Source organism: Klebsiella sp. CN_Kp091, assembly GCF_040065095.1.
Taxonomy (GTDB): Bacteria; Pseudomonadota; Gammaproteobacteria; order Enterobacterales; family Enterobacteriaceae; genus Klebsiella; species Klebsiella aerogenes.
The window spans coordinates 40,907-67,261 of the sequence record NZ_JBEAIO010000044.1 but is presented as its reverse complement, the minus strand read 5'-3'; the positions used below and the strand labels follow the sequence as shown (position 1 = coordinate 67,261).

Below are 26,355 nucleotides of genomic sequence, written 5' to 3'. Positions count from 1 at the left end.
TTCTCTATACAAGCTCAAGCTGCGAATACGCCATCATACACATATACGCATACAATTAACGGCTATTTGACGCGCCGACACAATAGCAATCTGTAACAAGGTGAATCAAGCCTTGTTTAAAAAAACGTCACAATAATTGCGGTGGCGCAAATCTGCGATTACGCAGCACCGGCAAACTCTCACGCACCTGATGAATATAATCTGCGGATATCTCAGCAAAAATCAGCTGCGGCTGGGCTGCGGCGCCAGCAATGGTGGTACCGAGCGGGTCGATAATCCGGCTCTGGCCGATATTACGCGTTCCACACTCGCCTGCCGCAATAATGTAGCAGGTAGTATCCAGCGCCCTTGCCGCCAGCAGCGTCGCCCAGTGATGTTCTTTCAATGGCCCACGCACCCAGGCTGTCGGAAGCACCAACACATCAGCCCCCTTTAACGCTAACGATAGCGCTAATTCGGGAAAGCGTAAATCGTAGCAGGTCATTAAGCCGATTCGCATCCCATTTACCTCTATTAACGGCGGGATTTGCTCGCCGGCATCCACCAGCCGTGACTCCTGCATATTAAACGCATCGTACAAATGGAGTTTCTGGTATTGTGCGCAAATCGCCCCTCGGCATATCGCCACCAGCGTATTGCTCGAGCGCCCTTCAGCAGAGGGCACGTGTAGCGTTAATATCGTGGTTAAGTCATTCCGCCGGCTTTCCGCCAGCAACTGCTGTATAAAGCCGCCATCCAGCGCCTGCGCGGATTTTACCGACATATCCGGGTCGTTATCGGCTCGCGCCAGTAACGCCTCGGGCAAGACCAGTAACGAAGCGCCGCATTCTGCCGCCTGATGCATCAGCTCAACGCAGGTCTGCGCATTTTTTTGCCACTGCGCCGTGACGGCGAATTGTCCCGCAGCTACCCGCATCTCTTTCTCCCACTTGCGAATCCATAGCCAAAAACGCGTTTATCGCGCTACACTCAACCCTCTATCTAACGTATTAGCAGGAAATGACCGTGTTACAACTCCTTTTAGCCGTTTTTGTTGGCGGCGGAACCGGCAGCGTGTTGCGCTGGTGGCTGGGCATGAAATTTAACCCCATGCATCATGCGATTCCTATTGGCACGCTAGTCGCTAACCTGCTGGGCGCCTTTATTATCGGTGCCGGGCTGGCGTGGTTTAATCGTCTGACGCATGTCGATCCTATGTGGAAGTTGCTCATCACCACCGGTTTCTGTGGCGGCCTGACGACCTTCTCCACCTTTTCCGCAGAAGTCGTCTTCCTGCTCCAGCAGGGGCGTTTCAGCTGGGCGTTGCTAAACGTTCTCGTCAACCTGCTTGGTTCTTTCACCATGACCGCGACGGCATTCTGGCTATTTTCACAGTCAGCCGCCCGTTAACGACAGGCAAAAAAAAACCCGCTATAAGCGGGTTTTTATATTCTACTGACGTGTTGGTTAGATAGCCATTACGTTTGCAGCAGAAGGGCCTTTGGCACCGTTAGTGATTTCGAACTCTACGCGCTGACCTTCAGCCAGAGTTTTGAAACCGTTGGACTGGATTGCAGAGAAGTGTACGAATACATCTTTGCTGCCATCTTCCGGAGTAATGAAACCGAATCCTTTGGACTCATTAAACCACTTAACGTTACCTTTAATCTTAGACATCAAAATTACCTTTAAATTAAAAAACGACACTAATGCTGTGTCGGATACCAGTACATCAATTGTGATGCCTTTTGTCCAGCGTAACTTTCTTAAAAAGTGATAAAAGTCTCTATCTTTATAGCCGGCAGTTACGTTAGTCGTTGTTTTTCAACAAGACAAAGAACTTATCACTTTTGTCACTACGTTATAACGATTAAAACTGAATGCGCGCCCAGGCAAAATAAACGTTGCCGTTGTTATAAGTGCCGGGGATGTAGGTCATCTGGAACGTCGCCGGGCCGTAGCCAATCGAGGCCAGCGGCAGCACTACCGGGATCGGGATATAGTTCCAGTTATCGCGCGCCGTTACACCAAGGGTGTAACCAAGGCCAAGGTGGAAGTTGTCATCGGCCAGCGGACGCCAGGTTTTTTCCCAGCCATAGCCGCCAATCGGCTCCCACTTATTAAAGGAATCCTTAAACGCCATCAGATACAGGCCGTGCCAGTTTCCTTTATCGTCCCAACGCGACACGCCAAATCCCGCGCCCCACGGGCGTTCGTTGTACTTATCGGTTTTCTCTTTGTCATAGGCAAAACGCGCGTGCCAGGTGATCGCCGGAACGTACAAATCGTAGTGCTCAGGCTCGTTCCAGGTTTGCGAGACATTGTCCGTCAGCGTATTGTAGCCATCGCGGAGCGTTGACGAGAACGAGGCGTTAGCATAACCGGACGACAGCAGCAGGCCGGACAGCGCAAGCATAAATAATGTAAATTGACGTAGTTTCAACACTTCTCTATTACCGATTTCAATTTTAAAAACGAAGTAAAGTAACAAATGTAATCTTAATAGACTGTTAACGGAATAAGGCAAAATCCTGAATTGCGCCATGGCAAAAACCGCATCCTGGGAGACGACTTTTGTGATGTTAGCCGCGCCGCAGGTTCCGATTAGTCAATTCTCAGTAGTTTATTGATTTGGGTCAGCAAGTTCTGTCCGTTTTTTGGGCACATTCCCTCACTTAATTTTTGTAGTGCTTTAGATATCAGCAGATTCTTTGGGTTAATGGCTTAGGGGTAAAGTATGCTTACGCTTGTTGAGATCCTAATCGGGGTCGTGGTTATTGTGGGCGTCGCCCGCTACATTATAAAAGGCTATTCCGCGACAGGAGTGCTGTTTGTCGGCGGTTTAGTCTTACTTATCGCCAGCGCCATCATGGGGCATAAGGTTCTCCCGGCCAGCGCCGCCAGTACGGGTTACACCGCGACCGACATCTTCGAGTATATTAAAATACTGCTCATGAGCCGCGGCGGCGACCTCGGTATGATGATTATGATGCTCTGCGGCTTCGCCACCTATATGACGCATATCGGCGCCAACGATATGGTGGTTAAACTGGCCTCTAAACCGCTGCGATATATTAACTCACCTTATCTGTTGATGATTGCCGCCTACTTCCTCGCCTGTCTGATGTCGCTGGCGGTCTCCTCAGCGACCGGCCTGGGTGTGCTGCTGATGGCGACGCTGTTCCCGGTAATGGTCAACGTCGGCATCAGCCGCGGCGCCGCGGCGGCGATTTGCGCCTCCCCTGCCGCGTTGATCCTGTCTCCGACCTCCGGTGACGTAGTACTGGCGGCCAAAGCTGCCGAAATGCCGCTAATCGATTTCGCGTTCAAAACCACCTTGCCTATCTCGATTGCCGCTATCGTCTGTATGGCCATCGCTCACTTCTTCTGGCAGCGCTACCTCGATAAAAAAGAGAACGCCTCGCACGAAATGCTCGACGTCAACGAGATAACCACCACCGCGCCGGCGCTGTACGCTATTCTACCTTTCACGCCGATTATCGGGGTGCTGATTTTCGACGGCAAATGGGGTCCTGAATTACACATCATCACTATTCTGGTGCTCTGTATGGTGCTGGCTTCGGTACTGGAATTCCTGCGCAGTTTTGACACTAAAAAGGTCTTCGCCGGGCTGGAAGCCGCCTATCGCGGTATGGCTGACGCCTTCGCCAGCGTCGTCATGCTATTGGTCGCGGCCGGCGTATTTGCCCAGGGTCTGAGCACTATCGGTTTTATCGACGGACTTATCTCCATAGCCACCTCGTTCGGTTCCGCCAGTATCATTCTGATGCTGGTGCTGGTGATTCTGACCATGCTGGCGGCGATGACCACCGGCTCCGGCAACGCGCCATTTTATGCCTTCGTAGAGATGATCCCGAAGCTTGCCCACTCTTCCGGCATCAATCCGGCTTACCTGTCGATCCCTATGTTGCAGGCGTCGAATTTGGGACGCACTATTTCACCGGTTTCCGGCGTGGTGGTGGCGGTGGCGGGAATGGCGAAGATTTCGCCATTTGAAGTCGTTAAGCGCACCTCGGTCCCCGTTATCGTCGGCCTGTTAGTGGTGATCGTCGCCACCGAGATTCTGGTCCCCGGCGCCGCGGTTCAATAAACTACAAACCACAGTGAAAAGGCGCCAGCAGGCGTCTTTTTTATGCTTTAATAAATCCCAGCAATTAATCATCTCCCACTATCAGGAATAAAAATGTTCAGGAAGGATGTCGTCGCCATTGCCCTTTTACTCGGCGCAACGCAGGTTGGCGCAGAGCCGCTTACCGCGACGAAATACGGTGATTTCGATCGTTACGTGCTGGCACTGTCCTGGCAAACCGGTTTTTGTCAGAGCATGCTGGATAGTAACCGTAATGAGCCCGAGGAGTGCCGGCTACAGCAGGACGAACGCAACAAAGCCGATTTTCTGACGGTACACGGCCTATGGCCGGGCCTGCCGAAGTCGATCGCCTCACGCGGCGTCGACGAGCGCCGCTGGATGCGCTACGGCTGCGCGACGCGCCCGATCCCCAATATGCCGGAAGTCAAAGCCGGACGTAAATGCCAGGCCGCGGAAACCGGGCTGTCGCTGGAAATGGCTAATAAGCTGAATAGCGTGATGCCGGGTTCTGGCGGGAACTCTTGTCTGGAACGTTATGAGTATGCCAAGCATGGCGTCTGTTTCGGCTTCGATCCGGATAGCTACTTCGGTACGATGGTGCGCCTGAATGGCGAAGTGAAGCAAAGCGCAATCGGTGATTTTCTGGCAAAACACTACGGACAAACCGTTAGCCGTAGCGATTTTGATGCCGCCGTCGCCAAAGCGTATGGCGCGCAAAACGTCAAAGCCTTTAAATTAACCTGCGACGGCAACCCGGCTTATTTAACGGAAATGCAAATTTCCATCAAAGCTGGCGCTATCAATTCTCCGTTGGGCGCAGATTCGTTCCTGCCGCAGCCGCATCCGGGCAACTGCGCTAAGCAGTTTGTTCTGGACAAAGTCGGTTCTTGATAACAGGGCGATGCGCCCACTTCATCTGCTTTTGCTCATGATGCGCTGAATGTGCGCTTAATCACTTCAAACATCAGGCAAGTCTCAGTATGATGAAGGGACATTAACCCTTGCCCCTTTCGGCGAGGGTTTTCTTTTACGGAAAAGGTTCCTGGATAACATGGAGTATGCAATGACCAGACCCGCAATCATTATTAACGAATTCGATGCTGAACGTATCGACAGACTGCTTGAGCAACCGGCTTACGCTAATTCGCCGGTCGCCGATGCCCTGAACGACGAACTGGATCGTGCGCAAATGCTCGCGCCGGAAGCAATGCCGCACGACGTCGTGAGCATGAACAGCAAAGTCCGCTTTCGCGATTTAACCAGCGGCGAAGAACGCGTGCGGACTCTGGTCTTCCCGGCTCAGGCCACCGATAGCGCCACTCAGCTTTCGGTTCTGGCGCCGGTTGGCGCAGCGCTGCTTGGGCTGAAAGTCGGCACCTCCATTCACTGGGAGTTGCCTGGCGGCGCATCGGCGCATCTGGAAGTGCTGGAGCTGCTGTACCAGCCGGAAGCCGCAGGCGAATTCCACCGCTAAGTTCCCCGCTGCCTGAGGCGTTTGACGCTTTATTCAGAGGATGCTTCGCCATCCTCTTTCTGTTTTCCTTTCCTGTCTGACAAAGTTTTACCTCATCTCGTGACGGCGTATACAGTTTTGCGACCTGAATGCCACACTATCCTTGTATAATATGTTGATATAGAAACAGACAAACAAGGAGAAATGCATATGTATAAAACTATCATTATGCCGGTTGATGTCTTTGAAATGGAGCTGAGCGACAAGGCTGTCCGCCATGCAGAGTTTCTTGCCCAACAGGACGGCATTATTCATTTACTTCACGTCTTACCCGGCTCATCCAGCTTCACCATGAGCCGTTTTACCGCCGATCTACGCCGCTTTGAAGAGCATTTGCAGCATGAAGCGGAAACCCGCTTGCAGACCATGGTCGGCCACTTCAGCATCGACCCTTCACGCATCAAGAGCCATGTACGTTTCGGCAATGTACGCGATATGGTTAATGAACTGGCCAATGAAATAAAAGCTGACGTAGTAGTAATTGGTTCCCGCAATCCGTCGATCAGCACCCATTTGCTGGGTTCAAACGCCTCAAGCGTCATCCGTCATGCGCATATTCCGGTGATGGTCGTGAGATAACGAAACGGTGAAATAAGCAAAAAAAAGAGGCGACCCTATGGTCGCCTCTTTGCTGTATGCAGGTATTGTCTTACGACTTTTTATGTTTATGCGCTTTTGGTGCGAATCAGATAATCGAATGAGCTCAGAGAAGCTTTCGCGCCTTCGCCAGTGGCGATAATAATTTGCTTGTACGGTACGGTGGTGCAGTCACCGGCCGCAAACACGCCCTTCACGTTGGTTTCACATTTGGCATCGATGATGATTTCACCCATGCGGTTACGCTCAACCGTACCTTCCAGCCAGTTGGTATTCGGCAACAGGCCGATCTGGACAAAAATACCGGCTAACGCGACATGATGCTCATCGCCGCTGACACGGTCACGGTACTGCAGCCCCGTCACCTTGCTACCGTCGCCAACCACTTCGGTAGTCTGGGCGTTGAGAATAATATCGACATTTTTCAGGCTGCGTACTTTGTCCTGCAGCACCTGGTCGGCTTTCATTTCTGGTGCGAATTCCAGTAGCGTCACGTGCTCAACGACGCCCGCCAGATCAATCGCCGCTTCAACGCCGGAGTTACCGCCGCCAATCACCGCCACGCGTTTACCTTTAAACAGCGGGCCGTCGCAGTGCGGGCAGTAGGTTACGCCTTTAGTCCGGTATTGGTCTTCACCCGGTACGTTCATGTTACGCCATTTGGCGCCGGTCGCGATGATCACGCTGCGCGCTTTCAGCACCGCGCCGGAGGCGGTTTCAATCTGATGCAGGCCGCCTTCGACGGCTGCCGGGATCAGTTTTGCCGCGCTTTGTGAATCAATCACATCAACATCATACTCACTGACGTGCGCTTTCAGCGCCCCCGCCAACTTCTGACCTTCGGTTTTCGGTACGGAAATATAGTTTTCGATATCTACGGTATCCAGTACCTGGCCGCCGAAGCGTTCGCCCATCAGGCCGGTACGAATGCCTTTACGCGCGGAGTATACCGCCGCCGCGGCGCCAGACGGGCCGGAACCCACAATCAGAACGTCATAAGCATCGCGTTTGTTAAGCTCTTCCGCCGCACGTTTTTCCGCGCCGGTATCCACTTTGGCAACGATTTCAGTCAGCGTCATACGACCTTGACCAAATTCCTGACCATTCACAAACACCGCCGGTACGCCCATCACGTTGCGATCGGTGATTTCATTCTGGAAGGTCCCGCCATCAATCGCCGTGTGTTTGATACGCGGGTTAAGCACCGCCATCAGGTTCAGCGCCTGCACCACGTCAGGGCAGTTGTGGCAAGAGAGCGAGTAGTAGGTCTCAAACTCAAAATCACCGTCAAGATTGCGGATCTGTTCCAGCAGCGACTGCGCTTCTTTCGACGGATGGCCGCCGGTCCACAGCAGCGCCAGCACTAATGAGGTGAATTCATGTCCCAGTGGAGAACCAGCAAAACGCGGGCCCTGGTTGGAACCTGGATTAGTAATCAGGAACGATGGCTTACGTACCGCCAACGTATTGTCTTCTTTAAAGGTAACTTTGTCTGACAGTTCAGCGATTTCAGCCAACAGTTCCTTGATCTCTGCCGATTTAGCGCTGTCATCCAGCGTGGCAATCAGCTCAACAGGTTTGGTCAGCTTCTCAAGATAGGCCTTGAGCTGGGTTTTCATGTTGGTGTCGAGCATTTTTATCTCCTGGGCTTAAAACATCATCATGCAAGCGGCCTTTATCAGGCAGCCTGAATGCGCTTGCATCATGGTGTTGGAATAAAACGGGCGCGGGTACGCCCGTTGATTAGCGGGAATAAAACGAATTAGATCTTACCAACCAGATCTAAAGAAGGAGCCAGCGTCGCTTCACCTTCTTTCCACTTAGCCGGGCACACTTCGCCTGGGTGGGAAGCAACGTACTGAGCGGCTTTGATTTTACGCAGCAGGTCAGACGCATCACGGCCGATACCTTCAGCGGTAACTTCGATTGCCTGGATGATACCCTGCGGGTCAACGACGAAGGTCGCGCGGTCAGCCAGACCTTCATCTTCACGCATGTTGTCGAAGTTACGGGTCAGGGCGCCAGTCGGGTCGCCGATCATCGCGTATTTGATTTTAGCGATGGTGTCAGAGCTGCTGTGCCACGCTTTGTGGGTGAAGTGGGTGTCGGTAGATACAGAGTACACGTCTACGCCCAGTTTCTGCAGTTCTTCGTAATGGTCAGCCACGTCGCCCAGTTCAGTCGGGCAAACGAAAGTGAAGTCAGCCGGGTAGAAGAAGAAGACGCTCCAGCGGCCTTCAGTATCTTTTTCGGTAACTTCGATGAATTCACCGTTTTTGAATGCCTGGTTTTTGAAAGGTTTGATTTTGGTATTAATTAAAGACATCGATACTTCCTCCGTGTTTTTGTTGAGGTCTAAGTTAACGAATTTTTCCTGACTCGACCAATGCGTTTGCATTATCAAATCAATAAGCGTTATCTAACAACCGCCACAAGACAACTTTGTGAACCTGCCGTCGCGATCGCGGTTTTTACCCGTGTTTCGCCTCATTTCGCTAAAAGTAAAAAGGCCGCCCTCTCAGGCGGCCCCGTTACCTGAAATACCCGCAGGTAGCTTCAGCGCCAGAATGGCTGGCAATATGTTGCGCTCTACACCTTAATGTAACAGCATGAAGGATTACATCATTCGCCGAACTAAAGGGCAACCAAACGCCCGGCAGGTCTTATCTATGACTGCGATAGGTTTCACCACCACTTCGCATTAGATTCTGATTTAAAAGGAATACTCATGTTAAAACGACTGCTTTTCCTGAGCCTGTTGCCGTTGTGCAGCTATGCCGAAGACCTCCCTGCCCCCGTAAAAGCGATAGAAAAACAGGGTATTACTATCATTAAGCCCTTTGAAGCTCCCGGTGGCGTCAAAGGCTGGCTCGGAAAATATCAGGATATGGGTGTTGCTATCTATCTCACCCCCGACGGTAAACACGCCATTTCCGGCTATATGTACGACGAAAAAGGCAACAATCTGAGCGAACAGCTTTTCCAGAAAGAGCTCTATACCCCGGCGGGACAGGCGATGTGGAAAAAACTCGAATCCGCTGATTGGCTACTGGAAGGCAAAAAAGAGGCGCCCATCGTCCTTTATGTGTTTGCCGACCCTTTCTGCCCTTACTGTAAACAGTTCTGGCAACAGGCGCGACCGTGGGTTGAATCCGGTAAGGTGCAGCTGCGCACCTTATTGGTCGGCGTGATTAAACCAGAGAGCCCGGCCACCGCGGCAGCCATTCTGGCCAGCAAAGATCCGGCGCAAACCTGGCATGATTACGAACAGTCCAACGGCAAAATGAAGCTAAACGTACCGGCAGATATCCCTGCAGCGTTGATGAGGACACTGAATGTCAACCAGCAGCTGATGGATGATCTCGGCGCTAATGCCACCCCGGCTATTTACTATATGAATAAAGACAACATGCTGCAGCAGGTAGTGGGGTTACCTGATAAAGAGAAACTGCAGGTGATGATGGGTGAAAAACAGCAGTAAAAAATAACGTATTTCCGCCAGAGTCTTAAGGACAAAAAAGGATCTGGCGGAAAGCGATTGGTTGGTATACATTTAGTAGGGATTAATTGTAGATTTAGCTATAATAATGATAATTCATGGCATCGCCCCAAATTTATAACGGGAAGAAATAGTAATCCGTTCGCCTCGATGCAACATAAACAGGACGTTAAGCATGGCCAACCTTTATGACTTAAAAAAATTCGATCTAAACCTGTTGGTTATCTTCGAGTGTATTTATCAACACCTTAGTATCAGTAAAGCCGCAGAAACGCTGTTTATTACCCCTTCTGCGGTTAGTCAGTCGCTGCAGCGGTTACGCAATCAATTAAACGATCCGCTATTTGTCCGTTCGGGCAAGGGGATAACGCCAACGATCGTTGGGGTGAATTTACATCATCACCTGGAACAGAACCTCAATCAATTAGAAAAAACAATTAATATTGCCAATCATTCTGAATTAAGTAAAAGATTTGTTATTTATAGCCCACAATTGTTTGTTGCCCCTGGTACAATGGATTTGATCAATGATTTATATCAGGATCCAAACCTCCAAATTGAACACCGCGATCTTCTTTTATCTTCGGAGAGCGCTGATGATTTGATGGCCTATCGAAAAGCGGATCTGGTTTATAGTCTAACGCCAATCTCAAATCATAGTGTCGTATGCCAACCATTTCAGGAAATTGAGGTGGTTCTGATTTGCCGTAAAGATCACCCAAGAAAGGCGTTACTTAATACACAGGAAGCGATTGAGAAGGAAGGATTCACTTATTATATTTCTAATGATCCAGGTGTGAAATTATTTCAAAATCAAAATGAAAATATATTTACCAATCGTAGAATTGCGTTCCAAAGCAACTCGTTGATAGCTATTTTAACCATGATTCATCAAAGTGATTTTATCGGTTATATGGCCAGACACGTACTGGAGTACTTTAAAGGTTCATTTGATTTTCATGAAATCATTCAGCCACACCCCGTACCGCCCATCAAGACATATATGATTTACAATCGTTCATCACTTAACAATCCTAAATTTGCTGCTTTTATCAGCAGACATAAAAACACCGATTAATTAAACCCACAATATATTCACATAACAAATATATTGTGGACCTCCATTTATGAACCAGGTGAAACATTACTAATATATATTAACCTTACCATTAATGTGTTCTACACTATCCGTGAAATCGTACCTATCACATTAAAGGATTAATGGTAATGTCATTAATAAAAATTCCATTACCCGAGTCCGTTCTTCAAGCAAGCCAGCAGCGGATACAGTGGGTATTAGAAAATTTTTCACGCATCTGCATCTCTTTCTCCGGTGGAAAAGACTCCACCACTATGCTGCACCTGGCGGCGCTTTGCGCCCGGCAAATGGGCAAGAAATTCAGCGTGCTGTTTATTGATTGGGAAGCGCAATTTTCCTGCACCATTCAGCATTGCGAAAATATTCGCACCGAATACCAGGATGTTATTGAAAAATTTTATTGGGTGGCCCTGCCGCTCACCACGCAAAACTCACTGACGCAGTTTTCGCCGGAGTGGCAATGCTGGGAACCTGGCGTCAACTGGGTACGCCAGCCGCCCGCTGACGCTATTACCGATCCCGGCTATTTTCCGTTTTATAGATGCGGAATGAGCTTTGAAGAGTTCGTTCGTGATTTCGCCGACTGGTTTTCGCAAAACCGCCCGGCGGCAATGATGGTGGGTATCCGGGCAGATGAATCGCTTAATCGTTTTATGACCATCTCATCGCAGCGCAAGCTGCGCTTTGCCGATGACAAGCCATGGACAACATCGGCGCCGGGCGGTCATACCTGGTACATCTACCCGATCTATGACTGGAAAACCGCCGATATCTGGACGTGGTTTAGCAAAAGCGGCCATACCTATAACCCCCTTTACGATCTGATGTATCAGGCCGGGGTGCCGCTACGCTATATGCGGATCTGCGAACCTTTTGGCCCGGAGCAGCGCCAGGGACTCTGGCTGTATCACGTGCTGGAACCTGAGCGCTGGGCAGCCATCTGCCAGCGCGTAAACGGCGTGCACAGCGGCGGTATTTATGCCGGATATGACAACAAATTCTATGGTCACCGTAAGCTCGATAAACCCGGGCACCACAGCTGGAAGAGTTATGCCCTGTTTCTGCTGGATAGCATGCCGCGGCAAACCGCCGAGCACTATCGCAACAAAATCGCGGTCTATCTGCATTGGTATCAAAAACAGGGAATGGACGATATCCCCGATAGCCAGGAGAGCGACATCGGCACCCGGGATATCCCTTCATGGCGACGCGTCTGCAAAGTGTTATTAAACAATGATTACTGGTGTCGCCAGCTTTCATTTAGCCCAACTAAGGCCACCCGCTATAAAAACTACTGCGAGCGCATAAGTAAAAAACGCCAACAATGGGGACTGTTATGCAACAACGACTAATAACCCAGATAGAAGAGTATCTGGCCGCGCTGCCGGAAGAGGAAAAAATCGACGCGCTGAACCGGTTTCGCCAGGCTCTGCACCGCCATAGCCCTTTTCGCAACCAGCCGGTTGACTGCGTGCTATGGGTTAAAGAGGAAGAAGTGGTTCCCAATGACTACAACCCTAACAATCTTGCACCGCCGGAAAAGCGGCTGTTGTTAACTTCGCTGGAGGCCAACGGCTTTACGCAACCTATCGTGGTGCAGCATCAGCAGCCAAAGCGTTATACCATCATTGACGGTTTTCACCGCCACGAACTGGTTAGCAGCAAAGTGTCATTAAAAAAGCGGCTCAAGGGATATTTACCGGTAACCTGTTTGACGGAGAATAGCCATCCGCGCGATGCCCTGATGGCCGCCACTATTCGCCACAATCGGGCCCGCGGACGTCATCAGATTCACGCGATGTCGGAAATTGTCCGCGAGCTGGCCAATCTCGGTTGGAGCAACGCAAAAATCAGTAAAGAGCTGGGGATGGATGCCGATGAAGTGTTGCGCCTGAAGCAAATTAACGGTCTGGCCGAGATGTTCGGCGACCGTCAATTTTCCCAGGCGTGGACGGTGAAATAGCTACAGGTTGCGCAGACGCTCTGCCGCCGCCAGCAGGGTTTCCGGCTGCTTGGCGAAGCACAGGCGAATCAACTTATGCGGGAACGGATCGGCGCAGAATACCGATAGCGGGATCGCCGCCACGCCGACGTCCGTGGTCAGCCAGCGACAGAAGCTGACGTCATCAAGGTCAGAGATGGCGCTATAGTCCGCCAGCAGGAAGTAGGTGCCTTCACACGGCAGGATCTCCAGCCGGCTGTCGCGTAGCGCATCAATAAACAGATCCCGGCGCTCCTGATAAAACGCAGGCAGCTCGCGGTAGTGCTCCGGCTGCGCGCGCAGCATATCCGCCAGCGCCAGCTGAGCCGGCGTATTAACGGCAAAGGTTAAATACTGGTGCACTTTACGCAGCTCGGCGCTGATGGCGGCAGGCGCCACGCAATAACCCACTTTCCAGCCGGTCATATGAAAGGTTTTACCGAAAGAAGAGACCGCTACCGCCCGTTCACGCAACTGCGGATGAGCCAGCACGCTGGCGTGCCCCTGCTCTGCAAAACAGATATGCTCATACACTTCGTCGCTAATAACGTAAATTTCCCGCCCGGCGATCGCCTGCCACAGCGCGGCAAAATCTTCCCGCTGCCAGACGGTGGCTGATGGATTATGCGGCGTATTAAGAATGACCAAACGGGTGCGGTCGCTTAACGTGGCGGCAAACTGCTGCCAGTCAACGCGGAAATGCGGCGGCTGCAGAGCAATCCGCTTCAGCACGCCGCCGGAAAGCTCTACCGCCGGCGCGTAGCTGTCATAGCTCGGGTCAAAGCAGATCGCCTCATCGCCGGCTCTGACCAGCGCGGTGATCGCCGCATACAGCGCTTCAGTCGCGCCGGCGGTCACGGTCACTTCGCTATTAGCATCCGGGCGATAGCCATAAAGTTCAGCGGTTTTATCGGCAATGGCTTCGCGCAGCGCCGGTACGCCGGTCATCGGAGCATACTGGTTGGCTCCCTGGGCGACATGCCACGCCAGGCGTTCCTGTAAATAGCGCGGGCCGTCAAAATCCGGGAAACCTTGTGATAGATTGATGGCCTGATGCTGCTGCGCCAGCGCGCTCATCTGGGTAAAAATGGTGGTGCCTAATGCAGGGAGTTTACTCTCAGGAATCAGTGGCTTATTGCTCATTATCTTCGTTCCGATTGTAATGCTGTTGTTGAAGCCACTATAACACGATGTTAATATTTGGCAATCAAGACGCTTAGACGTCTAAATGCTAACGTTATTTCGCTTGCCGCAGGCAGGCGGCAAACCGACGCCACCGGCAGCACGGCGCACTATCCACTCTGGAGATACCATGATCCGCGCTATCGTGACCGATATTGAAGGCACCACCAGCGACATTCGCTTCGTCCATAACGTCTTATTCCCCTACGCCCGCGAGCGGCTGGCCGCATTTGTCACCGCGCAGCAATATGTCGAGCCGGTCAGTACCATTCTCGACAATCTGCGTACGGAAATCGCCGCCCCCGAAGCCAGCACCGCAGCGCTTATCGAGACGCTATTCCGCTTCATGGATGAGGATCGTAAATCGACGGCGCTGAAAGCGCTGCAGGGCATTATCTGGCGCGAAGGCTATCTGAACGGTGATTTTACCGGCCATCTTTACCCCGATGTTCTGCCGTCGCTGGAGAAATGGAAGGCAATGGGCATTGATTTATATGTATATTCCTCAGGCTCGGTCGCCGCGCAGAAATTGTTATTTGGCTACAGCGACGAAGGTGATATTACTCATCTCTTTAGCGGCTATTTCGATACCCTGGTCGGCGCCAAACGCGAAGTTCAATCCTATCGCACCATCGCTGAGCAACTGGGGCATAGCCCGGCGCGCATTCTGTTCCTCTCTGATATTCATCAGGAACTGGACGCCGCTGAAGAAGCGGGTTTCCGCACTCTGCAGCTAGTACGCGGCGACCGCGATCCGGCCAGCCATCATCCACAGGTTCAGCGTTTTGACGACATCGACCCGGAGCAACTTCCTTCATGAGCGCATTAACTATTTTTTCCGTTAACGATGCCAGCCATCCACGCTGGCAAAGCAGCAACGCCGATGAGATCCAACAGCAATTGCGCGCGAAAGGGGTGCGCTTCGAGCGCTGGCAGGCCGATCGCAACCTTGGCCCGGCGCCAAGCGCTGAAACCGTTATTGCGGCCTATCAGCACGCAATTGATAAACTGGTGGCTGAAAAGGGCTATCAGAGCTGGGACGTCATTAGCCTGCGAGCGGATAATCCGCAGAAAGAGGCGCTGCGGGCAAAATTCCTCAATGAGCATACCCATGGCGAAGATGAAGTGCGCTTCTTTGTCGAAGGCGCCGGGCTGTTTTGCCTGCATATCGGCGATGAAGTCTTTCAGGTGCTGTGCGAAAAGAACGATCTGATCTCCGTCCCGGCAAATACCCCACACTGGTTCGATATGGGTTCGGAGCCGAATTTCACCGCCATTCGTATTTTTGACAATCCGGAAGGCTGGATAGCGCAGTTCACCGGCGATGCTATCGCCAATGCCTACCCGCGCTTACCCTAACCTTTATGCATAGCGGCGGCGCAGCAGCTCGCATTCGAAGAGAAATTCGAGCCCTTCCAACTGACGCCGCGCCTCGCTAACATCCCTGCCCCAACAGGTTAAACCGTGGCCGCGGATCAAAAATCCATAACGTAAAGGATGGCTACGGGCATACGCTTCAATCCGCGCCGCCAGCGCCTCAATATCCTGATCGTTATCAAAAATCGCCACCGGTACGCTATCGAGATGGCTATGCTGCCCGCTCAGCGTTTTTTGCATTTCATAGCCCTGCAGCTGCAGGGTATCGCTGGTTTCAAGACGTGAGAGCACCGTGGCGTGCACGGTATGCACGTGCAGCACGACGTTCGCTTGCGGAAACAGACGATAAACCAGCGTATGCAACCCGGTCTCCGCCGACGGTTTACGTCCCGACGGCGCGCGATTGCTGGCGATGTCCACCTGCAAAAAATCGTCGCGGGTCAGGCTGCCCTTATCGCGCCCCGATTCGCTTAACCAACACCAGCGCGCATCCTCGCGTACTGACATATTGCCGCCGGTTGCCGGCGCCCACCCTTTCGCGCCAATCCAGTGACAGGTGGTCACCAGTTGTGCGAGTCGCTCTTGCCACATAATCGTTCCTTATCGATGTTAACCGTTACGCCAGCGGCGCAAATATGCCGTCCGCCACCTGCTGTGGCGTGACCACGCCGCTATCCAGCACCCAACCGCTGATTAACGACGCTGGCGTCACATCAAAGGCAGGGTTGTAAACCGGCGCGTTTTCTGGCGCCCACTGCACGGCGCCAAAGCTGCCTTTTACGCCGGTCACCTCTTGCGCCGCACGCTGTTCAATCGGGATCGCCGCGCCGTTCGGGCAGTGGCGATCGAGAGTGGTTTGCGGCGCCGCCACGTAGAAAGGAATGCGATGATAGTGAGCCAGCACCGCCAGCGAATAGGTCCCAATTTTATTCGCCACGTCGCCGTTGGCGGCGATACGATCCGCACCGACCCATACCGCATCAACCTGCCCCTGCGCCATCAGGCTGGCGGCCATGGAGTCGGTAATAAGCTGATACGGCACGCCCAGCTCCCCCAGTTCCCAGGCGGTCAGGCGGCCGCCCTGCAGCAGCGGCCGCGTCTCATCGACCCAGACGTTAGCCACCTTGCCCTGTTCATGGGCCAAAGCGATAACCCCCAGCGCGGTGCCAACCCCCGCCGTCGCCAAACCACCGGTATTACAGTGGGTCAACAAACGGCTACCCGGCGTGACCAGCGCATTGCCAGCTTCGGCAATGCTGGCGCACAGCTGTTTATCTTCCGCAATCAGACGCAGCGCTTCAGTCTCCAGCGCCTGCGGATAGTCTTCCTGCGCCAGCGCCTGCTTCATACGATCGAGATTATTCATCAGATTGACCGCCGTCGGCCGCGCCGCGCGCAGGGTTTCCAGCGCCTGAGCGAGCTCGTCGCGGGATAAGCCGCGCTGCGCCAACAGCGCCAGCAACAGGCTGGCGGAGAGACCAATCAACGGCGCGCCGCGCACCCGCAAAGCATGAATATGGTCCACCAGCAGCGCAACGTTATCCGCCGCCAGCCAGCGTTTTTCCTGCGGCAATGCCTGTTGATCGAGAATAAAAAGCTGATTTTTGCTTACCCGCAGGCTGGTGGTCTGTAGTGTCTGCATATCGTTAAATCCCTGTTGCGTTGTTGTATCACATTGTGTCAGGATGAAATCCAGATGTATAGACGTCTGAACGGCTTAATTCAGCACTTTTGAGGATCGAGGCAATGTCGCAATACCATACCTTCACGGCCAGCGATGCGGTGGCTTACGCACAACAATTTGGCGGGCTCGACGATCCGTCTGAGCTGGTGTCGGCGCAGGAGGTAGGCGACGGCAACCTCAATCTGGTGTTCAAAATTTTCGATGCTCAGGGCGTGAGCCGAATTATTGTTAAGCAGGCGCTGCCCTACGTGCGCTGCGTCGGCGAATCCTGGCCGCTGACACTGGACCGCGCGCGCCTCGAAGCGCAGACCCTGGTCGCCCACTATCAGCACAGCCCGCAGCATACGGTACAGATTCTTCATTTCGATCCCGCTCTGGCGGTGATGGTAATGGAAGACCTTTCCGACCACCGTATCTGGCGCGGCGAGCTTATCGGCAACGTCTACTATCCGCAGGCAGCAAGCCAGTTGGGCGAATATCTGGCGCAGACGCTGTTCCACACCAGCGATTTCTATCTCCATCCGCATGAGAAAAAAGCGCAGGTGGCGCAATTTATTAATCCGGAAATGTGCGAGATCACCGAGGATCTGTTTTTTAACGATCCGTATCAGATCCACGAGCGCAATAACTACCCGGCGGAGCTGGAAGAAGAGGTTGCCGCCCTGCGTGAGGACGCTCAGCTTAAACTGGCTGTCGCGGCGCTGAAGCACCGCTTTTTCTCACAGGCCGAAGCCCTGCTGCACGGCGATATTCATAGCGGCTCCATCTTCGTCGCTGAAAATAGCCTTAAAGCCATCGATGCCGAATTTGGCTATTTCGGCCCAATCGGTTTTGACGTCGGCACCGCCATTGGCAACTTGCTGCTTAACTACTGCGGTTTGCCCGGTCATCTCGGCATTCGCGATGCCGCCGCCGCGCGCGAACAGCGGCTCAACGATATTCAGACCTTGTGGCATACCTTCAGCGAGCGTTTCCAGGCGTTAGCGACGGAGAAAACCCGCGATACCGCGCTGGCCTGCCCCGGTTACGCCTCAGTATTCCTCAAAAAGGTTTGGTGCGATGCTATTGGATTCTGCGGAACCGAACTGATACGCCGCAGCGTCGGGCTTTCACACGTCGCCGATATCGATTCTATTCAGGACACGGCCATGCGCCACGAATGTCTGCGCCACGCAATTACGCTCGGCAAAGCGCTGATCGTCATCGCCGAGCGTATCGATAGCGTGGACGAACTTATCGCCCGCGTGCGTCAGTACAGCTAAACGCGTGATTATTTATGTTGAGCTTCCAGCGTGGCAAACCACGGGGCAATAAAATCTTCGGTCTGCCCCCAGCCCGGGATTATTTTCCCCAGCGACGCCACGTTGACCGCCCCCGGCTGTGCCGCCAACAGCGCCTGCGGGATCGCCGCCGCTTTGAAATCGTAGGTAGCCGGGGTGCTTTCTCCGGCAATCTTATTGGCAATCAAGCGCACGTTGGTGGCGCCGATGAGTTTCGGGTCGACCGCCACGCTAACCTTCCACGAACTACCGGCTTCCCGCATCAGCTGTAAATCCTGATTGGAAATATCGATGCTGTAGAGTTTGATTTCGCTGCGTCCGTTTTCTTTCAGCGCCTTATAGGCCCCCTGGCTAAAGGCATCCCAGGTGCCCCAGATGGCGTCGATTTTCCCTTTCGGATACTTGGCCAGAATCGCGCCGACTTTGTTAGCGGTGTCACCCTGCACGTCGGATGAAACGGCGCCGATAGACTCCAGCTCTTTAATCCCCGGATTTTGTTTAAGCAGCGTCTGGTAGGCCGCCTGCCGGCGTTCCATTGGCGGGAAGCCGGCCACCCACAGCTTGATAATGTTGGCCTTGCCGTTGAAATCTTTCACCAGTTGGCCAAAAGAGAGCTCGGTCAACGAGGCGTCATCCTGCTGGCTAACCGTCACGCCGGGGATGGATCCCTGCACCGCGGTATCGAACACCGCGACTTTGATCCCGGCATCGACCGCCTTTTTCACCAGCGCGGTCGAGTACGGGTCGCGCCCCTGGGAAAGAATAATACCGTCATATTTCTGGCTAATGGCCTGATTGACGAAGTCCTGGAATTTGGCGTCATCACCGTTGCTCAGGAAGGCGCTGACTTTAAAACCGAGCTTTTTACCTTCCTGAATCGCCCCGGCGACAAACTGGGTAGTGTTATCGTCAGAACCGAGATTGCGAATCACCGCGATGCGGATCGGGCCGTTATGCTCAGCGATCGCCGCCGGAACCGGCGTCGGGGTCTGCGCCAGCGCTGCCATCGACTGCAGCAGGCCCAGCGCTATAAGAGAAAGTGCTATCTTTTTCATTTTGTTTACCCTGTAAAGTGTTAGGTCCGGCGCTGAAAATAGGTCAGTGCCAGCGCGCCAGCCAGCACCAGCCCTTTAATAATGTCCATCGCGTAATAGGGCACCGACAGCATCACCAGGCCATTGGAAAGCACGCCGAGGATCACCGCACCCACCAATGTACCCAGCGCATTCGGCTTGCCGGAGCCCGCCAGCGAAAAGCCGATCCACGCCGCCGCGACCGCATCCATCAGGTAACCGCCCCCGGCGTTCACCTGGGAAGAACCAATCCTAGATGCCAGCAGAATGCCGCCCAGCCCGGCCAACAGCGAGGCAATCACGTAGGCCGCCACTTTATAGCGCGTGATCCGCAGGCCGGAGAGTCGCGCCGCCTCCGGGTTGCCGCCGATGGCGTACATCCTCCGCCCGTGAGTGGTGAACGACAGCGCCAGCTGCGCGATTAGCGTTACCACCAGCATGATAATGACGATGGTCGGTACCTGCCCCAGCGCGCCAAACGCCGCCGGGATCGTACCTTCGGCCATCTCGCCGCTCGGCAGCACCATATTTTCGGTGATCGAGCCGCCGTAGCTGTAGGTCATCGCCACGCCCTGAATCACAAACAGGCTGGCAAGCGTGGCGAGCATGTCAGGAATGCGCAGCACCACGATCAGAAACGCGTTGAATAGCCCAACCAGCGTACAGAGCGCGAGGGTGATCAGAATGGCTTCAGTGGTGTTCAGGCCGTGCCAGACAAACAACGAAATCACTAACGCATTCGCCAGCGACGCCGTCGACCCCACCGACAGATCAAAGCCGCCGATGGTAAGAGAAATCGATACCCCAATGGCAATCACCGTCACGATAGCGATGGAGCGCAGAATGTTGATGATGTTAAACGGGTCAAGAAAGTTATCCGAGGCTAAACCAAAGACGCCAACCAGCAGCACCACGGTCAGCAACATGCCCCATTTATAGAGAAAATCGAAAAACCGCTGACGGCCCGATACCGTCGCGTTAACTGCCAGGGCCTTACTCACGCTGCCGCTCCTCCGGTGGAGTAATAAAGAATCGTCTCCTCCCGCGCCTCGGCGCCGGGAATTTCCGCCACAATGCGCCCATCCCACAGCACGCAGATGCGATCGCACAGGCCTACCAGCTCGGAAAATTCGCCGGAGGCGTAAATCACGCCCCGGCCTTCCCGCGCCAGGCCATCAATCAACTGAAACAGATCGGTTTTCGCTTTCACGTCCACCCCTTTCGTCGGCTCGTCGAAAATCAGCACGTTTGCACCGCTGCGCAGCCATTTGCCGATGGCCACTTTTTGCTGATTACCGCCGGAGAGGCGGCGCAGCGTCTGCCCCGGCCCGGTGGCGCGCACGCCGATACGGGCAATAACCTCCTGCGCCCACCGCCACGCCTGCCGATGGCCGAACAGGCTCCAGCGCGAAAAGCTGTTATCGGCGCTGACCGCCAGATTCATGGCGATCGCCTCATCGATGAATATCCCCTCTTTGCGCCGCTCTTCCGGCACCAGCGCCAGCCCCTGGAGGACGGAATCGCCCGGATCGCGCGGCCGCCACGGCTGGCCGTTAAGTTCGCCGTAGCGAACCCGGCTTTTACTGGCGCCGAATAAGGCTTTGCAAAGTTCAGTTTTCCCCGCGCCCGCTAAGCCGGCGATACCGAGAATTTCGCCCTTATGCAGACGTAGCGAGATATCCTGCAACAGCGCTTCGTCATGCAAACCGTCAACCTGCAGCAGCACCTCTTCGCCATGCGGCGGACGCGCAGGCGGAAAAATATCGCTCAACTCGTGGCCGAGCATTTTTTCGACGATCTGCTCGCCGCTGAGCTGCGCCATCGGGCCGCTTTCGATTAAACGGCCATCGCGCAGTACCGTCAGGGTGTCGCAAATCGCTTTTAGTTCATGAATACGATGCGAAATAAAGACCACGCCGATCCCCTGCTGCTGCAGACGACGAACCACCGCAAATAAGCGTTCGCTTTCGTGCTGATCCAACGGCGCGGTGGGTTCATCAAGAATCAAAAAGCGGCAATGGTGCGACAGTGCGCGAGCCAGCAGAATTTGCTGTTTTTCGGCAAGGGTACAGCTATCGATTGAACGTCGAACATCCAGCGCAATATCAAGCTGCGCCAGCGCTTCGCACGCCTGCTGACGCACATGCGACCAGCGAAAAACCGCACCTGGCTCAGCCAGCCTGTCCAGCATGATGTTTTCGGCAATGCTCAGCCCCGGAACCAGCGCAACATCCACCTCCTGCTGTACCAGATGGATCCCCAGTTGCTTTGCATCGCGCGGCGAACGAATGCTAACCGGCTGGTTATTGATCGCGACTTCGCCTTCGTAATCGGCGTGCGTCCCGCACAACACCGCCATCAGCGTCGATTTGCCAGCGCCGTTGGCGCCGGTCAGCGCATGCACCGTTCCGCCCTTAAGGGTAAAATTCACCTTGCTCAGCGCCTGAAAGCCGGAAAAGGCCAGGCTAATGTTATGCATCTCAAGGCGATTCACGCTCATCACCCTCCCCAGGGCAATTAATATTCTGATTTAACGAATTTTTCACAGCTGCCGATGCCTGACAACTGCGTAAAAAGCATAAGATAAAACCAAATAATATTAGCCATCTGGATGTCCAGATATAACATCAGGTTAGCCCAACACCCATAAGGAGCGCTTCCCGCCCTGGCAGCGCTTTAGCCTGCCGGCGACGTTAACCCCTGACGCTTTGCGCGCGACGTTTGAGAAGGTGGAATACTTCAGCCGTTAATCACCCAGACCATCTATACCTAATGATGATTCTCACCACTCTCGTAACGAGGTCATCATGCAGATCGATTTAACAGGTAAGAAGGCGCTGGTTACCGGCGCCAGCCGTGGGTTGGGTCGCGCTATTGCGCTGTCGCTGGCGCGCGCCGGCGCCGATGTGGTTATTACGTATGAAAAATCGGCCGATAAAGCCCAGGCAGTCGCTGATGAAATTAAGGCGCTGGGTCGGTACAGCGAAGCGGTGCAGGCAGACAGCGCCAGCGCGCAGGCCATTCAGGATGCCGTCACCCATGCAGCCCGGGCCCTCGGCGGGCTGGACATTCTGGTCAACAACGCTGGCATCGCCCGCGGCGGTCCACTGGAATCCATGACGCTGGCGGACATTGACGACCTTATCAACGTCAATATTCGTGGGGTGGTCATCGCTATCCAGGAAGCGCTGGTGCATATGTCCGATGGCGGACGGATCATCAACATCGGCAGCTGTCTGGCCAACCGCGTAGCCATGCCGGGCATCGCGGTTTACGCCATGACCAAGTCCGCCCTCAACTCCCTGACCCGTGGTCTGGCGCGTGATTTAGGCCCTCGCGGGATCACCGTTAACCTTGTCCATCCAGGGCCGACCAACAGCGATATGAACCCGGAGGATGGGGAACAGGCGGAAGCCCAGCGCCAGATGATTGCGGTCGGTCACTACGGCCAGCCGCAAGACATCGCCGCGGCGGTCACCTTCCTGGCCAGCCCGGCCGCCGGGCAGATCTCCGGTACGGGGCTCGACGTGGATGGCGGCCTGAACGCCTGATCGCATATTTTCTGCAAGCCTCTGTCGCCCGGCAGAGGCCTTCCCGCGCCGCCTCGACGGGTTACGCTTTGCCTCTTACCTGCGTTTTTTCTCCGCTCTACTGTACTCCATAAGAAATTCGGAATTTATCTAATAGTCTTATTATTTCCTTATGTTTTGTATGGGCGTACAGTGGAGGTACGGATGAAGATTGTCTGGTCAAAAACGGCAAATAAGCAATTTTCTAAAATCGATAATCGGTATAAGAACCGCATTAAATCCAGGCTGGAGAAGATGAATGATAAAGCTTCACCTATCTCGGATATCAAAAAATTGTCCTTTCCCGAAAACCACTACAGGCTGCGATTAGGTGATTACAGAGTCATCTACACCTTTGGGGATCCGCCGGACGATACCTGCTACGTAGTGGCGGTTAAACGCCGAACCACCACCACCTACCTTCATGAGGAACATACCGAATATGACTATTCAGTACATCAAGGATGAAGAAGGAAAAGACCAGTATGTCGTCATTCCTTACAGTGATTACTTTCGTATGCGCCTGGCTCTGCTGGAGTACGACGACGAGGATGAAAACAATTGGGAAGATATTTCTTATGAATCAGATATCTATGATAACGTAATGCTGCCAGGGGATGTCTGCGACGTGATGCATAAAGAAAACGTCAGCCTGCAGGCCGCGTGGCGTATCCTGCGCGGACTCTCACAGCGGGAGGTCGCGGCTAAACTCGGCATCAGCCAGTCCGCGGTGTCACAGCTGGAAGCGCTGGACTCCCGTCCGCAGAAGCGAACCCGCGAAAAACTGGCGGCGATTTACGGCTGTACCCAGGAGCAAATCAGCCTTTATTTACCGAAAGAAGGCTAGCAGCACTTCGCCCCGCCCTTACCGCCGTAGCGTGCGTCCTGGCGCTCGCGGAAGAATTCTTCATAGGTCATCGGCGTCTGGTCCGGATGCGTGATCCGCATGTGTTCGACGTAGTTGTCGTAATCCGGCACGCCGATCATCATCTTCGCCGCCTGGCCTAAATATTTTCCTGCTTTTGAAAGGGTGTCGAACATAATGAGTTTCTCGCTTATTCCCCTCACCCCAGCCCTCTCCCACAGGGAGAGGGAGGAGAAGAAAGGTAGGCCAAACAGGTTAATGCGCGCGCTTCGCCTGCGCCGTTAAGGTCTGCGCATCCGCGGGCATCGCTTCATACGGCGTCTCTTTCGCCGTCGGTTTATCCTCTTTCAACGCCGCCAGCGCGGTTTTAATCGAGAACAGCGCCAGAACCACCACCACAATCATAAAGAAGATAGTCAGCCCGGCATCGAGACGGTTATTAAACACCAGCTGCGCCAGCTGCGATTCCGTATACTGCGGCGGAATGGCGCCGCTGTCGATCATCGCCTGGAATTTATTGGCGATGGCCAGGAAACCGACTTTGGTATCCGGGCTAAACGATTTCTGCCAGCCGGCAGTCAGCGTACAAATCAGCAGCCAGCTTGTCGGCAGCAGCGCCACCCACGCATAGCGCTGGCGTTTCATCTTGAACAGTACCACCGCGCACAGCATCAGCGCCATTCCCGCCAGCATCTGGTTGGCGATACCGAACAGCGGCCACAGGGTATTGATGCCGCCCAGCGGGTCAACCACCCCCTGATGCAGGAAGTAGCCCCACGCCAGGACGCACAGTGCGGTCGCCAGCAGGTTAGCCGGAAGCGAGCTGGTTTTTTTCAACCCGGGGCTAATCACGCCCAGCAGATCCTGCAGCATGAACCGCGCCGCGCGGGTGCCGGCATCGACCGCCGTCAGGATAAACAACGCCTCAAACAGAATGGCGAAGTGGTACCAGAAAGAGACATCCATCAGCCCGCCCAGCGAGCCGTGCAGAATGTAAGCCATCCCCACCGCCAGCGTCGGCGCGCCGCCGGCGCGTGAAATAATCGACTGTTCGCCGACCTCATGGGCTATTTGATTCAGCGTATCCGGGGTAATGCTAAAGCCCCAGCCGCTCACTACCTGCGCCGCCGAGGCCACGACGTCAGTCGTCCCCGCCGGCGCCAGCACCGCCATCGGGCTGTTCATCGCGAAGTAGACGCCCGGGTCGATAATACAGGCCGCCACCAGCGCCATAATCGCCACGAAGGATTCCATCAACATGCCGCCGTAGCCGATAAAGCAGGCCTGGCCTTCGTTGGCTAACATCTTCGGCGTGGTGCCGGAGGAGATCAGCGCGTGGAAACCAGAAACCGCGCCGCAGGCGATGGTGATAAACAGGAACGGGAACAGGTTGCCGGTCCAGACCGGGCCGGTACCATCGACGAACTTCGTCAGCGCCGGCATAGTCAGCGTCGGGCGCATAATCAGGATGCCAATCGCCAGCCCAACGATGGTGCCGATTTTCAGGAACGTGGAGAGATAGTCGCGCGGCGCCAGCAGTAGCCAGACCGGCAGTACCGCGGCAACAAAGCCGTAACCCACCAGAATCCACGTCAGCTGTACGCCGGTATAATCAAACCACGGCGCCCAGGTCGGGCTTTCCGCCACCCAGCCGCCGGAAATAATCGCGAACACCAGCATCACCAGGCCTATCACCGACACCTCGCCGATGCGCCCCGGGCGCAGGTAGCGAATATAGATGCCCATAAAGATCGCCAGCGGGATGGTAAAGGCGACGGTGTATGTCCCCCATGGACTGTGGGTCAATGCTTTCACCACGATCATCGCCAGTACCGCGAGGATGATCACCATGATCATAAAACAGGCCACCAGCGCCAGTACGCCAGCGGTCGGCCCCATCTCCTCTTTAACCAGTTCGCCAAGCGAACGGCCATCGCGGCGGGTCGAAACAAACAGCACCATAAAGTCCTGCACGGCGCCGGCCAGCACCACGCCGGCGAGGATCCAGATCATCCCCGGCAGGTAGCCCATCTGCGCGGCAAGCACCGGGCCAACCAGCGGCCCTGCGCCGGCAATCGCGGCAAAATGGTGACCGAACAGCACTTTTTTGTCAGTCGGAACATAATCGAGGCCGTCGTTATGTCGTACCGCCGGCGTCATCCGCGTTGGGTCAACGCCGAGGACGGTTTTGGCGATATACAGGCCGTAGAAACGATACGCGATCAGATAAACGCAGACCGCCGCGACGACAATCCACAGCGCGTTTATCTGCTCACCCCGGTTTAAGGCGATATAGCCGAGGGCAAAGGCTCCGATTACGGAGAGCAGTGTCCAGATAAGGTATTTCCCTGAATTATTCATTGTTGTGGTCCACCGGTAGGGTAATCAGGATGTTACAGTTTGTTTCTAGAACACAACGCAGAATTTAACAACTTCGAAACAGCGCAGATGCCATGCCGCGGCGGAGATTTGTCTCACATTGCTAGCGGGATCACTTAAGACAGGAAAATTAATGAAAGGATTACCGTGAACGGTGCCGTTTTTTT

28 protein-coding genes and 1 pseudogene are annotated in these 26,355 nt (G+C 54.2%); 16 read left to right on the top strand and 13 right to left on the bottom strand.

Annotation, left to right across the window (positions count from 1 at the left end):
• Positions 1-127: 127 nt before the first annotated feature.
• Positions 128-916 carry a deaminated glutathione amidase gene (locus ABLV17_RS18700; RefSeq protein ID WP_348854537.1) on the bottom strand — a complete coding sequence of 263 codons (789 nt, stop codon included), beginning with the start codon at positions 914-916 and terminating at the stop codon, positions 128-130.
• Positions 917-1,005: 89 nt separating this feature from the next.
• Between ABLV17_RS18700 and crcB the strand changes: the two genes are divergently transcribed.
• A complete protein-coding gene (crcB, locus tag ABLV17_RS18695) occupies positions 1,006-1,389 on the top strand; it encodes a fluoride efflux transporter CrcB (RefSeq protein WP_087860424.1) in 384 nt (127 codons plus the stop codon).
• Positions 1,390-1,446: 57 nt separating this feature from the next.
• Here the strand turns inward: crcB and cspE are convergent, their stop codons facing one another.
• Both cspE and pagP read right to left on the bottom strand, forming a co-directional pair.
• A complete protein-coding gene (gene cspE, locus ABLV17_RS18690; protein WP_012542460.1) occupies positions 1,447-1,656 on the bottom strand; it encodes a transcription antiterminator/RNA stability regulator CspE in 210 nt (69 codons plus the stop codon).
• Between the two features lie 193 nt (positions 1,657-1,849).
• A complete protein-coding gene (pagP, locus tag ABLV17_RS18685; protein WP_271032758.1) occupies positions 1,850-2,425 on the bottom strand; it encodes a lipid IV(A) palmitoyltransferase PagP in 576 nt (191 codons plus the stop codon).
• Positions 2,426-2,716: 291 nt separating this feature from the next.
• Between pagP and dcuC the strand changes: the two genes are divergently transcribed.
• The 4 genes from dcuC (at position 2,717) to uspG (ending at position 6,182) form a co-directional block, all read left to right on the top strand.
• Positions 2,717-4,090, top strand: a complete 1,374-nt coding sequence (gene dcuC / locus ABLV17_RS18680) for an anaerobic C4-dicarboxylate transporter DcuC (RefSeq protein WP_087860246.1) — start codon at positions 2,717-2,719, stop codon at positions 4,088-4,090.
• A 93-nt stretch (positions 4,091-4,183) separates the two neighbouring features.
• Positions 4,184-4,981 (top strand): ribonuclease I, encoded by a 798-nt coding sequence (rna, locus tag ABLV17_RS18675; RefSeq protein WP_087860247.1) that lies wholly within the window; start codon positions 4,184-4,186, stop codon positions 4,979-4,981.
• Positions 4,982-5,153: 172 nt separating this feature from the next.
• A complete protein-coding gene (gene rnk / locus ABLV17_RS18670; protein WP_015367745.1) occupies positions 5,154-5,564 on the top strand; it encodes a nucleoside diphosphate kinase regulator in 411 nt (136 codons plus the stop codon).
• Between the two features lie 189 nt (positions 5,565-5,753).
• A complete protein-coding gene (gene uspG, locus ABLV17_RS18665; protein WP_015367746.1) occupies positions 5,754-6,182 on the top strand; it encodes a universal stress protein UspG in 429 nt (142 codons plus the stop codon).
• 86 nt (positions 6,183-6,268) lie between these two features.
• On the opposite strand, the gene ahpF is transcribed toward uspG, so the two are convergent.
• Together ahpF and ahpC are read right to left on the bottom strand one after the other, a co-directional pair.
• Entirely contained in the window at positions 6,269-7,834 is a 1,566-nt protein-coding gene (ahpF, locus tag ABLV17_RS18660; RefSeq protein WP_015367747.1) for an alkyl hydroperoxide reductase subunit F, read from the bottom strand.
• A gap of 128 nt (positions 7,835-7,962) precedes the next feature.
• On the bottom strand, positions 7,963-8,526 hold the full coding sequence (ahpC, locus tag ABLV17_RS18655; protein ID WP_004859485.1) for an alkyl hydroperoxide reductase subunit C: 564 nt from the start codon (positions 8,524-8,526) through the stop codon (positions 7,963-7,965).
• Between the two features lie 402 nt (positions 8,527-8,928).
• On the opposite strand from ahpC, the gene dsbG reads away from it, so the two are divergent.
• From dsbG to ABLV17_RS18635, 4 genes are all read left to right on the top strand, one after another.
• A complete protein-coding gene (dsbG, locus tag ABLV17_RS18650) occupies positions 8,929-9,681 on the top strand; it encodes a thiol:disulfide interchange protein DsbG (protein WP_087860248.1) in 753 nt (250 codons plus the stop codon).
• Positions 9,682-9,874: 193 nt separating this feature from the next.
• Positions 9,875-10,777, top strand: a complete 903-nt coding sequence (locus tag ABLV17_RS18645) for a LysR family transcriptional regulator (RefSeq protein WP_087860249.1) — start codon at positions 9,875-9,877, stop codon at positions 10,775-10,777.
• A gap of 149 nt (positions 10,778-10,926) precedes the next feature.
• The gene (locus ABLV17_RS18640) at positions 10,927-12,150 is read left to right on the top strand and encodes a DUF3440 domain-containing protein (protein WP_087860250.1); all 1,224 of its coding nucleotides are present in this window, start codon (positions 10,927-10,929) and stop codon (positions 12,148-12,150) included.
• On the top strand, positions 12,135-12,761 hold the full coding sequence (locus ABLV17_RS18635; RefSeq protein WP_087860251.1) for a ParB/RepB/Spo0J family partition protein: 627 nt from the start codon (positions 12,135-12,137) through the stop codon (positions 12,759-12,761). The genes ABLV17_RS18640 and ABLV17_RS18635 overlap by 16 nt, the downstream gene beginning before the upstream one ends.
• Here ABLV17_RS18635 and ABLV17_RS18630 read toward each other — a convergent pair whose 3' ends face one another.
• Complete coding sequence (locus ABLV17_RS18630; RefSeq protein WP_308957925.1) at positions 12,762-13,907, bottom strand: pyridoxal phosphate-dependent aminotransferase; 1,146 nt, start codon at positions 13,905-13,907, stop codon at positions 12,762-12,764.
• A 184-nt stretch (positions 13,908-14,091) separates the two neighbouring features.
• Here ABLV17_RS18630 and mtnC point away from each other — a divergent pair, with 184 nt between their 5' ends.
• Positions 14,092-14,781: an acireductone synthase gene (gene mtnC / locus ABLV17_RS18625; RefSeq protein WP_087860253.1), complete on the top strand. Its 690-nt coding sequence runs from the start codon at positions 14,092-14,094 to the stop codon at positions 14,779-14,781.
• On the top strand, positions 14,778-15,320 hold the full coding sequence (locus tag ABLV17_RS18620) for an acireductone dioxygenase (RefSeq protein WP_308957901.1): 543 nt from the start codon (positions 14,778-14,780) through the stop codon (positions 15,318-15,320). Before mtnC ends, ABLV17_RS18620 begins: the two co-directional genes overlap by 4 nt.
• A 3-nt stretch (positions 15,321-15,323) precedes the next feature.
• On the opposite strand, the gene ABLV17_RS18615 is transcribed toward ABLV17_RS18620, so the two are convergent.
• Both ABLV17_RS18615 and mtnA read right to left on the bottom strand, forming a co-directional pair.
• A complete protein-coding gene (locus ABLV17_RS18615; protein ID WP_087860255.1) occupies positions 15,324-15,929 on the bottom strand; it encodes a methylthioribulose 1-phosphate dehydratase in 606 nt (201 codons plus the stop codon).
• Positions 15,930-15,954: 25 nt separating this feature from the next.
• Positions 15,955-16,980, bottom strand: a complete 1,026-nt coding sequence (mtnA, locus tag ABLV17_RS18610) for an S-methyl-5-thioribose-1-phosphate isomerase (RefSeq protein WP_308957900.1) — start codon at positions 16,978-16,980, stop codon at positions 15,955-15,957.
• 104 nt (positions 16,981-17,084) lie between these two features.
• On the opposite strand from mtnA, the gene mtnK reads away from it, so the two are divergent.
• Positions 17,085-18,284 (top strand): S-methyl-5-thioribose kinase, encoded by a 1,200-nt coding sequence (gene mtnK / locus ABLV17_RS18605; RefSeq protein WP_308957899.1) that lies wholly within the window; start codon positions 17,085-17,087, stop codon positions 18,282-18,284.
• A gap of 8 nt (positions 18,285-18,292) precedes the next feature.
• Here the strand turns inward: mtnK and ABLV17_RS18600 are convergent, their stop codons facing one another.
• The 3 genes from ABLV17_RS18600 to ABLV17_RS18590 are packed head-to-tail and all read right to left on the bottom strand — an operon-like array spanning position 18,293 to position 21,875.
• Entirely contained in the window at positions 18,293-19,357 is a 1,065-nt protein-coding gene (locus tag ABLV17_RS18600; protein ID WP_087860258.1) for a sugar ABC transporter substrate-binding protein, read from the bottom strand.
• A gap of 20 nt (positions 19,358-19,377) precedes the next feature.
• The gene (locus tag ABLV17_RS18595) at positions 19,378-20,376 is read right to left on the bottom strand and encodes an ABC transporter permease (RefSeq protein ID WP_032714059.1); all 999 of its coding nucleotides are present in this window, start codon (positions 20,374-20,376) and stop codon (positions 19,378-19,380) included.
• On the bottom strand, positions 20,373-21,875 hold the full coding sequence (locus tag ABLV17_RS18590; RefSeq protein WP_308957896.1) for a sugar ABC transporter ATP-binding protein: 1,503 nt from the start codon (positions 21,873-21,875) through the stop codon (positions 20,373-20,375). The genes ABLV17_RS18595 and ABLV17_RS18590 overlap by 4 nt, the downstream gene beginning before the upstream one ends.
• A gap of 161 nt (positions 21,876-22,036) precedes the next feature.
• On the opposite strand from ABLV17_RS18590, the pseudogene ABLV17_RS18585 reads away from it, so the two are divergent.
• The 4 genes and pseudogenes from ABLV17_RS18585 to ABLV17_RS18570 form a co-directional block, all read left to right on the top strand.
• Positions 22,037-22,125 (top strand): annotated as a pseudogene (locus tag ABLV17_RS18585) (hypothetical protein); the annotation flags it as partial.
• A gap of 57 nt (positions 22,126-22,182) precedes the next feature.
• Positions 22,183-22,926, top strand: a complete 744-nt coding sequence (locus ABLV17_RS18580) for a 3-oxoacyl-ACP reductase family protein (protein ID WP_015367762.1) — start codon at positions 22,183-22,185, stop codon at positions 22,924-22,926.
• A 183-nt stretch (positions 22,927-23,109) separates the two neighbouring features.
• A complete protein-coding gene (locus ABLV17_RS18575; protein ID WP_015367763.1) occupies positions 23,110-23,412 on the top strand; it encodes a type II toxin-antitoxin system RelE/ParE family toxin in 303 nt (100 codons plus the stop codon).
• A complete protein-coding gene (locus tag ABLV17_RS18570) occupies positions 23,387-23,791 on the top strand; it encodes a helix-turn-helix domain-containing protein (RefSeq protein WP_015704715.1) in 405 nt (134 codons plus the stop codon). Before ABLV17_RS18575 ends, ABLV17_RS18570 begins: the two co-directional genes overlap by 26 nt.
• Here the strand turns inward: ABLV17_RS18570 and ABLV17_RS18565 are convergent.
• Positions 23,788-23,985: a YbdD/YjiX family protein gene (locus ABLV17_RS18565; RefSeq protein ID WP_002893903.1), complete on the bottom strand. Its 198-nt coding sequence runs from the start codon at positions 23,983-23,985 to the stop codon at positions 23,788-23,790. The two genes, ABLV17_RS18570 and ABLV17_RS18565, sit on opposite strands and share 4 nt — an antisense overlap.
• 79 nt (positions 23,986-24,064) lie before the next feature.
• The gene (cstA, locus tag ABLV17_RS18560) at positions 24,065-26,170 is read right to left on the bottom strand and encodes a pyruvate/proton symporter CstA (protein WP_213794470.1); all 2,106 of its coding nucleotides are present in this window, start codon (positions 26,168-26,170) and stop codon (positions 24,065-24,067) included.
• Positions 26,171-26,355 lie beyond the last annotated feature (185 nt).